This window comes from Mesorhizobium sp. M7A.F.Ca.US.005.03.2.1 (genome assembly GCF_003997795.1).
GTDB lineage: Bacteria > Pseudomonadota > Alphaproteobacteria > Rhizobiales > Rhizobiaceae > Mesorhizobium > Mesorhizobium ciceri.
On record NZ_RZRP01000005.1, the window covers coordinates 13,763 to 27,353 of the forward strand.

Below are 13,591 nucleotides of genomic sequence, written 5' to 3' on the forward strand. Positions count from 1 at the left end.
AGTGCTGAGACTGGCTGTTCAATAAAACCCTAAATCGGTGTACCCCAAATTAGGGTATTGTGACAGAGTTGTCTGGGGGCGAGCTCGTCGGCATCAGCTATCGACCGCTCGGCCTGGGAGGGTCATATCAATGCGATTCGCCTATTTGGCGGCACTTGGATGCTGCCTCATCTCGTTTATATCAATATCAGCCGAAGCAAACGACACTATCGGCAGTTTCAGGTTCATAGAAAAGAAGGACGGCGTCACCGACGAAGACCGGAGTCTTATCGTCACTTACAGTCCTGGCGAAGATACCAGGCTGAGTTGGCGCTGCAGAGGTCCGGACTTAGAGGCTTTGACCGACATCGGGCAATATATGGTTGGCGATAACTATGACGTCAGCGTGCGGTATCGGGTCGATAAATCACTGCCTTCGCCCCTCCAGAGCTGGGCGCTTTCTTCGGAGAACGACGCTGCCTTCGTTCCTGATTCAGAAGTGCCAGAATTTACCCGACAGGCCATATCCGGAAAGACCATTGTGATTGGCGTCACAGATTTATTTGACGGTGCTGAGGTCCAGCACGAATTTGACCTTTCTGGGCTGGGAGCAGCGATTAAGATGCTGCCTTGTTTCAGAGGCTTTGCCCAGTAGGGCTTTAAGAGGCTCGCCCCATCCCTTTCAGGTTCTTAGCCGGGCAAAAGGGCTCGAATTGAAAACGAAAGCCAGGCGAGGTGGCTCAAGAGTAGTGCCCGAAAACGGCTTCTATCGTTCCGAGCGCTGTCTTTGTTTGGTCCATCGACGGCGGCCTTGCCGCAGTGAATCCTATTTGACCCGGCAAGTTCGTAGTCTTTGAGACAACGAGATACGTGATGTCCGGCCGACCTGCTGACGTTTCTTCGCGAGATATTTCGTCCAGGATTGGCTTCCATGGGCCCTGGGCTGGGATACCTAGTGCCGAGCCCAACTCGCTGTAGAAGATCGTCCGACGTTGCTTGGCGCGGTCGCGGAGCACCCCAACAATCGCATCCTTGTGCGCACGATACGGTACCATCGTTCCCTCCACCTGCTCACGTTCCCACACTTGCACAACGTGCCTACAGGTTCAAACTGATCCAGCGCAGCCGCTCGGGGCAGTTGATAGGCTGGCATACTCCTGTAAGGGTTAGGGTGCCGGGACGCAAAGCCTGTTGATGCGGGCGTCTTGCCGGCGCTGGTCCGGTGTTCGGGGAGCGTCGGGGGAGCAGCAGCGCTTTTTCAGCGGCCGTGGCCCTCCGGTCAAAGAGCCTGGGAGGGTCAGCGCGAACTCGTGCCAGACAGATCTTGCCTCTAACGTGCGCGCATTGAGCCGATTCGGCGATCGGCCGATACCGGCATGATCGCGCCAAAGCACATGGTGGTGGCGGCCACTTATCTGTGCGACGAAAGTGTCGCCGACGGGAGCTACGCTTCAAGGATCCACGAGATGTTGCCGGAAAAACTGTCCGATCTGATTGCCTATGACGCCGGAACGCTGAGAGTGACCAGCCGCGAAAGTAAACGGCTCGAATTTAAGCAGGCGTTCGTTCGTGCCAACCTTCCAGCCTATGAGCGCACGATCGCTGCGTTCGCCAACACCCAGGGCGGCTTTCTCGTCTTTGGCGTCGACAACAATCCCCGCGTCATAGTCGGCACGCCGCCGGCGGACATCGCCGACGAGGCAGACATCTCCACGCTGCTGCGCCAAGACTTCGCGCCAGAACTGCCGTTCGAGAGCAAGGTTTATGAGGTGGACGGCAAAACCGTGTTCGCTATGGCCGTCGAGCCGGCGCTTGACCGGCCGGTGATCTGCACCAAGACACGCAATCGGAGCTTCACGGATCCAACCGGCAAGAAGGTAACCGAGCCAGTAATCATCGAGGCCACTATCTACTACCGCTATACGGCTCGTACCTCGGCCATCGGCTACCCGGAACTCAAGGCATTACTCGATGCGCGCGAAGAGCGGCGCATGACGATGCTGCTGGAGACCATCGAAGCCGTCGAGCGAGTCGGCGTGGAACGCGCTGGAGTTGTAGACATCACCACGTTCGGCGATGCCAACAAGTCTACCAACCTGTACGTGTCGCACGAGACTGCGCGCTCCATGAACTTCATTGAGGAGGGACGCTTTACTGAGAAGGAGGAAGAAGGATCGCCAGCTTACATGGTGGTCGGAAAGGTGTCGCTAGGCGAAGTTGTCCGGGCGCCCCTTGCCGAAGCTGACAAGAACCTTCCCTCAGAAGCAGCAGCGGCGTTGGCAGACGTCGTGCACCAGGTGTGCGGCAACGAAGTTGCACTGAACCAGAGCGGGGTCTTGCCGCTGCTAAAGGCGTTCAACCTGATGGAACTGCCATACCATGAGTACGACGCGAAGGTGAAACGTCGCTACATCACTCAAGAGGGAATAGCCGCGCTGCAGGACGCTATCCGCGCAGAGCCACTTAGAGCATTGCAGAGCTTCGCCTCCAAGAAAACGATCGAGGGTTATCTGGCCACGCAAGCGGCAGCCGTCCTGCCCGAATTACAAGCGGCACCAGCCGTTAACGCCGCTCCATGACGCTTCGTTGTCGCATCCTCGATGGCCAGACAGATCTGTCATTTCCAGGCGCGCGCGGCCGAGAATCCGTAAAGATCATGATGAAGAACAAGTGCTCGGACTCGTCGCCATGGCGCTTTGCAATCCATCGCGTGTCAACTACCTAACCCGTGGCCTCCATGTCGCGGCAGTCTTCGCCACGGAACCCGGCGGCATGTCGTTGCGATCGACGAGTTCATAGCCGAGATGGCGCATCACTTGACCAACTATGGAGCCGGCGTCGACGGTCCCAAGGTCATGCGGGTGATAGAGAGGTCCAAGGTCAGCGACGATCAACGGTTCGACGCCTGCCAAGGCCGGTAGACCTGCCTCTGTTGCTTCCAACATGAGTCTCTTGCCCTGACTGGACCATGCGATCTCTTCCATACGGAGGTGAACCGGGTCAGAGAAGGTGATGCCGCCGGAACGAAGCGGCAGGCCGGACGCGTTGATCAGGTCTATAATTTCTTGACCGCCTTGTTCGAGGCGCTTCCTGGCATTTTCGTAGAGCGTTGCCCGCCGTTCCGGCGACATTGCCTTCAGCTTGTCCATCGTCATCTGCATGACCTTCTCCCTTACTGACCGCTGTGACGCAACAGAGTGTAGCTTTGGATTGGTTCGCCGCGCACCTGTGCGCGCACCGGCTGATTGTTCGCGTCGACCTTGGGCTCGGCGCCGATCGCGTTCTTGATGTACCAGCCGAGATACATATTCAGCGGCGTCTTGCCCGGTAGTTTGACCGCGTAAGCATCGCCGCCGATCGCGCGCTCGTACTGAGCTTTCAGCTCGGGCTTTTCCATGGCGGCCTGGAACACAGTCAGCACGAAGTGCTCGTCGAAGCGGCCCGTGGCAAAAAGCACCTTTGAGAGCTCAACGAACTTGTCGATGGTCTTGTACTGGGCCTTCAGCATCGTGCTGGTGGCCTTGTCCATCCACTCGGTGTCGATCGCGAGCTTATGGATGGCGCGCTGGATCAGAGCGCTGGCCTCGATGCCCTGGGCGCGAGCCTCTTCGCGAATGGCAGCCATCGCCTCCTTGTTTACGTTCACCGTGAACTTTTCGGTTTCCATAGTCATCGTCGCCTCCCTTATGTTGTCTGTTGCGCAATCATTCAACGTATAGGAGGGATACATTGCACATTGCTCTCTGTCAATGCATGACAGGCATACATTGGATAACTTTTCCAGTGTACGATCCCTCGGCGGTTGAACCCGGCTGAGTCCCCGCCCCGGTCAAAAAAGCTGGCTCGCCGTTCCTTGCAGGGGTCCCTCCCGCGGCAATCGCGACGCGATGGAGGTCAGTCCGCCGACCCGACAGGCGGCGAGGTCACGCCAGCCTAAGAAATGGCGCCGGCGCGATTGCGGCTGCCCGCACCGACCCGGCGCGCATGGATGGTGTGGGCGCCGCTGACGCGCAATCGATAGTCGAGCATTGGTTGGCTGACGCCGTACAGCTGCTTGGCAACCGATACCAGCCCTTGGCTGACGATATTGAGCGCTGCCTCATTTGAGATGAGTAGACAGCCGCCAAGGAAGTTGGCTTCCGCCTCGATTCCACCATCGCGGGAGCGTTCGCCCTTTGCTGTCAGCGGCGGCGTGCATTTATGTCCGAGGAAGCAATGCGCCAGTTCGTGGCAGATGTTGCTGCGCTGTCGGTGCGGATGGTGCGAATCGTTGTGGACGATCGCAGTGGTCGCACCGCGCGGCACGGTCACGGCAGAAAATGCGGACTGATCCCTGCCGAGAAATGCTTTGGCGTCGCAGTCGAGTTCGCTGAGCTTCAGCAAGACAATGTCGAACTCGGCGCAGATCGCGATGGGATCGATTCGATCGATCGGCCCAAGCCCCATCTTATCGCGCACTTTAAGCGCGATGCGGTTTGCCTCAGCCTTGAAGCCATGCCGAAATGCCAAGTTAGCTCTCCTTCAACCTGTTGTAGGTGCTGAGAACAATCTCCTCCATCAGCTTGGCGTTTGTCGGCGTGAGGTTGGGGTCGGCGCGTAAAAGCGCGGTGATTTTGGCTAGTGCCGGTGCCTCGCCTGCTGTCGTTCCAGGAATAAACGATTCGGCCTTGAGCTTCGACCATTTCAGAAGGGCAGCCAGCCCGTTTACATCGGGTTTTGCGCCCTGGCCCATCCGAGATAGTGTGGAGGCGGCAACTCCAGTCGCCTCCGCGACATCTTTCCAAGTCATTTGCTTGATCAGGCGAGTCGCGTTCAGTGCTGCGAAGAATGATTCCGTATCAAAGTTGTCTGTCACGTCGTCTCCGTTGCAAAAAAGGAATCGATTGCGATCTTGCAATTATCCCGAATCTCCATACTGGTATCAAATCGATTGCGATTTCGCAATTGATTGCTCGAACCCGCATCAAGGAGAAAGCCATGGACGTCGCCGACGCCGCACAAAATGCCCCGCACGGGAAAGAGAAGACGGTCACGATCATCGTGAACGGACGTGCGAAAACTTTGCCCAAGAAGGAGGAGATCTCCTTCGACGAGGTGGTTGACATCGCCTTTCCCGGCCATCCTACCGGCGATGGTATCCAGTACACGGTCCAGTACACCCGCGGACAAGGAAACAAGCCGGCGGGCACGTTAGTCGAAGGCCAGTCGGTGAAAACCAAGGACGGGATGGAGTTCGATGTCACGTCGACCAATCGCTCTTAGTCGTGATTTGCTCCGTCTGCAAAATGAGGGCTATGACATCGACATTCGGGACGGTTTCCTGCTTGTCAGGAACGTCCCCTTTGTCACTTCCACATGCAGCATAGAACGCGCGACACTGATCTCGCCGCTGTCGCTGTTAGGGGATGTCACCGCGAAGCCCCGCAAGCATGTCTGCTACTGGACTGGAGCACACCCGTGCCATGCAGACGGCGCCAAAATCAGGTCGATCGAAAATGGAGCCGGGCCGCAGGACCTGGCCCCTGGCCTGCATGCGGCCTTTACCTTCTCCGCCAAGGCCGACTACCGCGACTACCACCACAAGATGACGACATACATAGGGCGCATCGCCGGCGAGGCAGCAAAGCTCGATCCGACCGCCACAGCCCGGATTTTTTCAGCTATCGCAGCCGAGGCCGAGGAGTCAGTGTTCCAGTATGTCGACACGGCAACGAGCCGCGCCGGCATTGGCGCGATTAACTCGAAGGTTGCCGGACAAAAGATCGGCTTTGCGGGCCTCGGCGGCACAGGCAGCTATATTCTTGATCTCGTCGCAAAGAGCTCGGTCGCCGAAATCCATCTCTTCGATGGAGACGTGTTTTCCCAGCACAACGCATTCCGCGCACCAGGAGCTGCCAGTCTGGACGAACTGAAGGATGGCATGCTGAAAGTCGACCGGTTTGCTGGTATTTATTCGCGCTTGCACCGCGGAATCAAACCGCACGCATTTTTTCTCGATGAGACGAACGTCGGGGCGCTGGCCGGCCTCGATTTTGTTTTCGTCTGCATGGATGTCGGTCACGCCAAACGCGCAGTCATTGACTATCTGGTGGCCAATGGCATCTCGTTCGTCGACGCCGGCATGGGCGTGACAGTCGACGATGGGCGCCTTGGGGGCATTGTACGTGTCACTGTCAGCACGCCCGAAACACGCGGCCTTGCCGCACCGCATATTTCCTATGCCGACGACGCCGGCGGCGCCAATGAATATACCAGCAACATCCAGGTCGCCGAGCTAAACGCGCTGAACGCCGCCTTGGCGGTCATGCAATGGAAGAAGCTGGCGACGATTTATCGGGATAGCCGGCAGTCGGTCTACCTCGGATACTCCATCGCAAGCGGCGAAATCATCACCGAGGGACTTGATGGCGCCGGTTGATCGTCTTCAGCCAAGGTTCGTCGAATACATCCCCGACGATGTCGAGGCGGGCGTACTGTACGTCTCGCGACGTTTTTCCACGGCCACCCATCTTTGCTGTTGCGGCTGCGGTCTTGAAGTGGTGACGCCGCTGAACCCCGCCAAATGGGGCGTAGTCGAACGAAATGGCAGGGTCTCGCTGACCCCTTCCGTTGGCAACTGGAGTTTTCCTTGCCGGTCGCATTACATCGTTTCGGACAACCGTGTTCTATGGGCAAGGTCGATGTCACCTGAGGCCATTGCCGCTGTGCAAAGGCGGGATGTCGAAGATGCTGTGCGCCTTGCACCACCGAGGCCCAGTTGGGTTCGTCGACTGCTGGCCGGCGCTCTGGTTGCCTGGACGTCGACGATTGCTGCAATCCAGCGGCCGTGGCGCAAATAGCTTCGGCTTCTGGCGCTCGCTTCTGAAAGATCTGCCATCGACGCGCGCATGGGCGAGGCGCTTTTTGCATTCGCGTCGGACCCTCATAGTCCGCAGACCTAACGCTGGCGGCCCATCCCGGTCTAGATACGGTCCGCCGCTGTCATGACAATCGCGCGGAAGAGTGGTCCGCCATGTAGCCAGGAAGAAGGCCGGTCTGGAACCAGGCCGGCCTTGGCATATGCGGACCGTCGACCGAGAGAGTTTTGACTAAACGTCAAAGTCAGCGGTATGCGTACTCCTCGCAGCCTTCTGCGAAAGGGCGAGGATATGATGGACTGCCATCGGGTCTAGCATCGATTGGACCCAGGAGCGAAACGTGTGGATGCCGAATATTGTCCACTCCGTTGGGTCATCAGCGACGACGACGACGGTGTAGCTTCGTCCATCTGCAGTGACTTGGAACCCTGAGAAGCCGTCTCCTCCGAGGGAATTTCGCGATCGGAGAGGGGTACGCTGTCGGATCGCCTGTGATACGTGCCGGACGCGCAGGGTAGGGTAGCGCTCATAGAACTGCTCCCACTCTTCACGTTTGTCGGTTTCACCGAGTGCAAGACGGAGATCTGTATTCCGAGAAAGTTTGTCGTTCATTTTTGCTCCTTGCGGTGCCCGGACGACCATCCGCCGGGGCTGGGCGCGGTTGTGACACGCGGCCATGGAGCTGGCACATGCGCCAAGGTGGGACCGCTCGACGAGGTTAGCGCGACCAGCAGTCAGCGGGACGGAGAGCACAGACAGGGGGAGATCATGCGCTTTATGCGGACGCCCTGCTTTGTAACAGAAAGACACAGCCAACCTGCCCCCCCTCTTTTGGGAAAGCAGGACATGCGCATAATCCGCATGACGTCTCTCAGAACGGTGGGGCGTCAACGACCGACCGAGCACTCCGCACGGCGGCCCGGGCATCGGCGGTCAGCCTCAGCCCGATGAACCCGCGTTTTCCGCCGGTGTCGTCATGCCGCTCGCCGCGATCCTTCAAGCTTGAGCTGAACTTCTTCTTAGAAAAGGCGCGTTCATTGGCTGCCCGACACCAGATCATGTAGCTCTCGAAGAGGTCCGCAACGGGTTCCTTGTGGGTCAAATCACGATCGCAACACTCGCTGATCCATCGGCCCAGTAGATCTTCATCCTGCAGATACTCCTGTGTGGCAGCCTTGACCCGGGCAGGTCGCTCCAGTCCGTCTGCGCGCCACTTACTGTACCCATCAATCATCCAGCGCAGGATGGCCGGCGCCTCCTCGCGCAGCTTTCCTTCCAGATTCCGGTCGACGTTCTTCTCGGAAATGGTGACCGTAAACGGCAGCAGATGGATACGTCGCCGAATCGCCTCGTCTACTGTGGTAAAACCGGGCCGATGGTTTCCGGCAATGAATAGCTTGAACTGCGGGAGATACTCAAAGAAGTCCTGCCGCATAAAGCGAGCCTTGATCGGATCGCCACCGGTCATCTGCTTGATCCTGGCCTCAGCCCATCGCCGACCGTCCTCGGTCTCCTGCACCGTGACGAGCCGCGCTCCGCGAAGATCAGCCAATTCGGTCGGGTGCTGCGGCTGGCTGTTGGCGGTCAACGTGTCCGTCGCCGTGGATGTACCGTAGTCACCCAGGATGAATCGGACCGTGTTTACGAACACCGACTTGCCATTGCGACCTGTGCCCCACGCAAAGAACAATGCATGCTCCGACGTTTCGCCGGAGAGGAAGTAGCCGCACATCCGCTGAAGATAGTCGACGTATTCCTGATCGCCGTCAGTCACTTCCGACAGAAAGCGGAGAAAACGTTCGGGCGCAATCCCTTCACCTGCGGGGCCAACGCGGGCCATCTTCGTGCAATGCGCACTGGGATCGTGCGAAAGCACTTTTCCCGTATCGAGGTCGACGATGCCGTCCGGCGTGTTCAACACCCTCAGGTCTCCGTCCCAGATCTCTGCCGGCACCGCCAGGCGCCGGTCGGAGCGCGCGAGGCGCTCAACGGCAGCGCTGGTACTCGCCAAGCAGAGCCTGTAAGCTTCAGAAGCTTTGTCAACTCGGCGGGCAGCGTCGCGCGCCAGGTGGCGAACCCGGTCGTGAACGTCAAGGGTCTTGTCTTTTGCCCACCGATGGCCATCCCAAACGAGCCACTGATCCCATTCCGGAACGTAGCGCATGGAGCTGCAGTGCGCCTCGGCAAAAGTCAGCGCCAGGTGCTCTTGGCTGAATGCCGGCGCGCCGTCGACACCGGCAACGCGAGGCGCCGGCTCATTATTCAGGATCGCCTCTGCGAGCGCCCGCTGCGCCGCACGAAACTTGTCGTTCTGGCGGCTGGCATGACCTCCGATCGCCCAGTGGGCGTTCACCAGAAAGGAGAGTGCGAGCTCCAATGGGGCGCCGCTTCGGACACACTCTCCCGCAAAGGCAAGAGAAGCCTCGCTCTCAGTATATCCCGCCTCGTCAAGCGGAACCCTGATCGCCTGACCGTCGCCGCTTAGCCTAACGTCCTTCGGTCCTCGTACACCCAGCCGCGCCTGCATCCGGGCCAAATCTGTCGGAAGATTCGCCAAGTCAGGTACCGAATCCAAATCTCCAGGTGTCAGGTGAGACAACGCGTGCAGGAGATCACGCTGCATCGGGCTTGGGTCCGCCCCGCTGACCTTGTCTGCGAAGTTCGGATGGAACGGCTTGTCGTCTCGTGCCGGTGACGACACCGGCACGACTGTTACAACCGAAAAGGCAGCGAAGTGCTCGAGCGAATAAGTGCGGTCCGAACTGGCTGAAATGATAGCCGCAGTCCGGCCGGTCTTGTGGTTGATGCAGCCCGGAAGGCGCATCATCCGATTCGCGTTTGCAACACCGTCAACTTTTACCAACATTGGCGAGGTCGCTTTGCGTAGCCAAGCGATCAGGGCCTCATTTGCGGATTTCGCTTTCTGCATGTCGCCTGTGGGTTCGACCAAATCCCAGTGCGCCTGAATACCGCGACCGCTGTCCACAATCATCGTGGGCTGTAATGGCATGCTCCCTATTACTTCCAGCGCATGCTTGCGGGCGGTATCATGATCCTCGCCTGCAGGGTCAAGATCAACCTGAAGCCGGGTACGCAGCGCGATCTCAGCTTCCTTTGGTGGGTTTCCATTCCGGGGTGCCCACCCTTCGGGCGGCGCATTGTTGATGACGTAGATATGATCGCCTTCCAGGTTGCTCGCCTGAGCCCATGCTACGGCCTGGTCAATGTCTCTGAAGACGCGGCAGTATGTTGATCGCTGATTTGAGCTGGCGCGTTTGTCAATTCTTACCAAGGCCAGAGGCAGTCGACTTGTCAGGAACGCATGCAAACTGTTGTCGTCCATGCCGTCGCCTTTTTCCGGCGTCATCTCGGGCATGATGGCTTGCTGCCCATCTACCCCTTCGGCCGCTCCAGACGGCACCTCGAGGTGCACAACCTTCGACCCGAGATTCATTGAGTGCCTTTGGCGGCACGAGCCGCGCGCAGCTTGCGCTCGTGTACCCCCTCAAAAGAGTCGCGCGCGTCCAATCGCAAAGCCATCCACTGCTCGATCTCCCGTTCAAGGAAAGCAATTTTATGTGGCCCAAGGGGTACTGGCCTCGGAAACGAGCCTGCCGCGATTTTGCGATAAATGTGCGTTTTGGAGAACGAGATCCGGTCAATGACCTCGTCCATGCTGATAAAGCGATCTGCCACTCTTCACCTCCAGTAACCAGTGACCGGAGGAATGCGTGATGAATGTGCTCAGGGCAAAAGCGCTAACCCGGCGAGGGGTGCAAAGTTTAGCGCGGCCGCATGGCGTTCGAGCATTGGTCGACAGTGTATCCGGGGTCGATGAGCCGGGCCACCTCATACACCATCATGAGAGCCGGTGCCGATGCCCTTTTCTTCACAGTCGACCTCGTTTTCCGTGATGCCTTCAATTTCTTTGCCAGCCTCACGCCATTGTTGACTATCGACCCGTCTTCGTCCGATTGATCGCTCCAGGGTATATCAGTCTCACTTCGGACGTAGTCGAATAGCACGCCGACTAATGCCTTTAGACCGCTGGTCTTGACGCGAACCTCCTTGCCCGCGTCATCCTTCATCGGAGTGCGAAGAGACCTGTCCGTGGTCGTGGGGATAAGGTGCTCGTCCGCTCTCAGGCCAGCTACGGCTCTCTTAAGCAAGCCGCGCAGGTCACGATTGCTGTCTGGTTCCTCATACGACCTGTCGAGATCGAGGTCTATCATTGCCAGATTGACCGACGAATTCTCCAAGGCATGCAAAGCTGATTCCAGCGCCTTTAGCAGCTTTCGATTTGCCGTCCTTTGGCGTGGAGCCGCAGCCTCGATCCCCAGGGCATCTCTGTGCGCTTGTTCGGCTCGCTTCATTGCTTCGAACAGGCTGCTCTCTTTGCCGATTAAGGGCGTATCTCTCTTCGGGTCGCCCGTCGGATTAACGCGCCGAACGCGGCGTGCAACCTCCATCGCGTCCTGAGATGAAATGGTAGTGGTTTCTCCCTCAGATGGTGCACGACATGGATTCTCCCCAACCTCAGCGATTTTCTCTGTCAAGTCGGATGCTCCGGTCGCCAAGGACGTTCGGCCATCCCTTTGTCGGACGATCGATGCTGGCTGTGAAACGCATCTAATAAGCTTTCACGGACATGCAAGGCCGGTGATGCTTTGGCCGTTTACATGTTGAAGCCTGCCGATCTGCTCGCCGCTCCAGCCATCACCGTGGCCACGCCGCCGGCTGCTTTTCCGCTCTAGGCCGCAGTCGATAGCCGCCCTTGGCTACCACGCACAACCACGGTCAGCACGTGTTCAGCATACGCCTGCAGCGCCCGCCGCTTCTCCTCCAGGTAGTCGTGCTTGTTGTAGGTCTTCTGCAACCCCGGCTTGGCATGGCCGAGCACGGCGTCGCGAACTTCCTGGTTGAAGCCCAGATGCGCTAGTCGGGTTTCGCAGGTCACCCGGAAATCGTGGATGCGGTAGTGTTGGAGGATGGCTTCCGGCTTGCCCAGTTCCTTCCGCAGATATTCCTGGGCCAGGTCGTCCAGCGCACGCTTGCCCTGGGAGAAGCCGGCAACTGGAACACGACCATGCCGCGACGAGAAAACAAAGTAGTCGTTGGCGCCGGTCCAAACTGGCAGCCGCTCGAACAAAGCCCAGAGCGGTGCCGACATCGGCACGATGTGCTCGCGACGGCTCTTGAAGCGCTCCTTGCCAAGGTCCAGCCACCGATTGTCTGCATCGATCTCGGAACGCTTGCAAAAGGCCCACTCCGCCCGGCGCTGGCCTGTAAGCATAAGCGTCTGATAGAGCGAGCCAAACGGATAACGCAAATCGTCCGCAGCCATCCAGATCGAGCGGATTTCGATGTCGCTAAGCGCGCGTCCGGCCTCCGTGTTTCGCGCCAGATCGTTTCGCTTCATACCGCTAAGTGGGTTGTTGGCGATGAGCTCGCGGTCGGCCGCCCAGTTGAAGATGCGTGACATCTGCTTGCGGACCTCACGCGCCGTTCCAATCCGGCCGCTTGCAACAATGTTGTCGATGATTTCGTGCACGTCGGATCGCCGGATATCCGCAATCGGTGTGTCACCCAAATGCGGCACAACGTGCAGGCGCAACACCCGCTCGACGTTTGGCCAGCTCGATATGGTCCTTGCTGCGTCCTGCCTTATATGTCGCTCCAATACCGCCGAGAATGTATTTGCCCGCCGCTCTCGCACGCTAGAGGCCAGCTCGGCTCTCGGGTCTGCGCCGGCGCCGGCCTTGCCTAAGATTGCCCGGGCACGCTCTCTGGCGTCTGCCAGACTGACCACCGGCCATCTTCCAAGCGTGATTCGATGCTGTTTGCCGGCTAAATGGCGGCCGGATTCGGTCTGGCCGCCCTCGCCGAGGACCCGGTAGATCACCGAGAAGGATTTCGCCCCTTGATCGGAGACCCGTAGGATTAAACCGGGGCACAAGTCGTCACCGACCTCTAGCCGACCGGTCTTAGGCGGTGTCATGCGTTCAAGGAACTGGTTCGTAAGGCGCTTCTTGCTGGTCGTGGCCATTTGCTCCCCCGGGTATCCGGGTCCTCTTCGTTGATCGTTCGCCGGGTTTCCGAGGGGAGCCGCAGGGCGCGGTTTTCGACGGAACTCGACGGAACTGATCGTTCCGCTCCCCGCGCCCATAGACAATCGTTTTCTGGATGAAGGAGTTACTTGGCGTGACGAAAAGCGTCGTCGAATCAATGGGTTGCCAAGGTTGGGGTCGAGCGTTCGAATCGCTTCACCCGCTCCAATTTCCTCTAAGGAAATCAAGCATCGAAAAGCCGCGGTCCGCCGCGGCTTTTTCGTTTTTGGACATTGTCGAACTGGGAGCTTGGGCCGAACTGCGCTTCGTCCATCCGCCTCTCATGTCACATAAAATTACAGCCAGGAACGCTTCCCGCCTCGCCTCGTTAGCCCTCCACCACCTAACGATGGAGAAAAACCAATGCAGGATATTTCCGGTAAGCGCGTCGCTATCCTTGCGACAAACGGGTTCGAACGATCCGAGCTTGAAGTTCCGCTCAAAAAATTACGCGAGGCGGGCGCCGAGGTCGATGTCGTGTCGCTCGCAAGCGGCAAGATCAAAGGCTGGGACCTCAAGGACTGGGGTCGGGAGATTCCTGTCGACAAGACGTTGGATGAGGCGCGGTCGGACGACTATGACGCGATCGTCCTGCCTGGCGGGGTCATCAATCCGGATCTGCTGCGCGTCGAGCGAAAGGCCCTGGAC

General features: G+C 58.6%; 14 protein-coding genes. 6 read left to right on the forward strand and 8 right to left on the reverse strand.

Features of this window, described 5'->3' with window-relative positions:
- Positions 1-130: 130 nt before the first annotated feature.
- Complete coding sequence (locus EN991_RS00585; protein WP_127367961.1) at positions 131-634, forward strand: hypothetical protein; 504 nt, start codon at positions 131-133, stop codon at positions 632-634.
- A gap of 721 nt (positions 635-1,355) precedes the next feature.
- Positions 1,356-2,558: an ATP-binding protein gene (locus EN991_RS00590; protein ID WP_127367962.1), complete on the forward strand. Its 1,203-nt coding sequence runs from the start codon at positions 1,356-1,358 to the stop codon at positions 2,556-2,558.
- Between the two features lie 138 nt (positions 2,559-2,696).
- Here EN991_RS00590 and EN991_RS00595 read toward each other — a convergent pair whose 3' ends face one another.
- The 4 genes from EN991_RS00595 to EN991_RS00610 all read right to left on the reverse strand — a co-directional run bounded on the left by EN991_RS00595 (position 2,697) and on the right by EN991_RS00610 (position 4,834).
- Complete coding sequence (locus tag EN991_RS00595; protein ID WP_127367963.1) at positions 2,697-3,140, reverse strand: hypothetical protein; 444 nt, start codon at positions 3,138-3,140, stop codon at positions 2,697-2,699.
- 11 nt (positions 3,141-3,151) lie between these two features.
- Positions 3,152-3,652: a hypothetical protein gene (locus EN991_RS00600; protein WP_127367964.1), complete on the reverse strand. Its 501-nt coding sequence runs from the start codon at positions 3,650-3,652 to the stop codon at positions 3,152-3,154.
- 260 nt (positions 3,653-3,912) lie between these two features.
- Positions 3,913-4,488, reverse strand: coding sequence for an ImmA/IrrE family metallo-endopeptidase (locus EN991_RS00605; protein ID WP_127367965.1), 576 nt, complete (start codon positions 4,486-4,488; stop codon positions 3,913-3,915).
- 1 nt (position 4,489) lies between these two features.
- Complete coding sequence (locus tag EN991_RS00610) at positions 4,490-4,834, reverse strand: helix-turn-helix domain-containing protein (RefSeq protein ID WP_127367966.1); 345 nt, start codon at positions 4,832-4,834, stop codon at positions 4,490-4,492.
- A 122-nt stretch (positions 4,835-4,956) separates the two neighbouring features.
- Between EN991_RS00610 and EN991_RS00615 the strand changes: the two genes are divergently transcribed.
- From EN991_RS00615 to EN991_RS00625, 3 genes are read left to right on the forward strand one after another with little or no spacing between them, the layout of a single operon-like run.
- The gene (locus tag EN991_RS00615) at positions 4,957-5,241 is read left to right on the forward strand and encodes a multiubiquitin domain-containing protein (RefSeq protein ID WP_127367967.1); all 285 of its coding nucleotides are present in this window, start codon (positions 4,957-4,959) and stop codon (positions 5,239-5,241) included.
- Positions 5,216-6,397 (forward strand): ThiF family adenylyltransferase, encoded by a 1,182-nt coding sequence (locus EN991_RS00620; protein WP_127367968.1) that lies wholly within the window; start codon positions 5,216-5,218, stop codon positions 6,395-6,397. Before EN991_RS00615 ends, EN991_RS00620 begins: the two co-directional genes overlap by 26 nt.
- Complete coding sequence (locus EN991_RS00625; protein ID WP_127367969.1) at positions 6,384-6,818, forward strand: DUF6527 family protein; 435 nt, start codon at positions 6,384-6,386, stop codon at positions 6,816-6,818. The genes EN991_RS00620 and EN991_RS00625 overlap by 14 nt, the downstream gene beginning before the upstream one ends.
- 889 nt (positions 6,819-7,707) lie before the next feature.
- On the opposite strand, the gene EN991_RS00630 is transcribed toward EN991_RS00625, so the two are convergent.
- The 4 genes from EN991_RS00630 to EN991_RS00645 form a co-directional block, all read right to left on the reverse strand.
- Positions 7,708-10,212 (reverse strand): phage/plasmid primase, P4 family, encoded by a 2,505-nt coding sequence (locus tag EN991_RS00630; RefSeq protein WP_164766138.1) that lies wholly within the window; start codon positions 10,210-10,212, stop codon positions 7,708-7,710.
- A 74-nt stretch (positions 10,213-10,286) separates the two neighbouring features.
- Entirely contained in the window at positions 10,287-10,532 is a 246-nt protein-coding gene (locus tag EN991_RS00635; RefSeq protein WP_245460873.1) for an AlpA family transcriptional regulator, read from the reverse strand.
- 86 nt (positions 10,533-10,618) lie between these two features.
- A complete protein-coding gene (locus EN991_RS00640; protein WP_127367971.1) occupies positions 10,619-11,392 on the reverse strand; it encodes a hypothetical protein in 774 nt (257 codons plus the stop codon).
- 194 nt (positions 11,393-11,586) lie between these two features.
- Positions 11,587-12,882 carry an integrase arm-type DNA-binding domain-containing protein gene (locus EN991_RS00645; RefSeq protein ID WP_164766137.1) on the reverse strand — a complete coding sequence of 432 codons (1,296 nt, stop codon included), beginning with the start codon at positions 12,880-12,882 and terminating at the stop codon, positions 11,587-11,589.
- A gap of 424 nt (positions 12,883-13,306) precedes the next feature.
- Between EN991_RS00645 and EN991_RS00650 the strand changes: the two genes are divergently transcribed.
- Positions 13,307-13,591 (forward strand): DJ-1/PfpI family protein (locus tag EN991_RS00650; protein WP_206519128.1); only part of this gene is annotated, 285 nt, incomplete at its 3' end.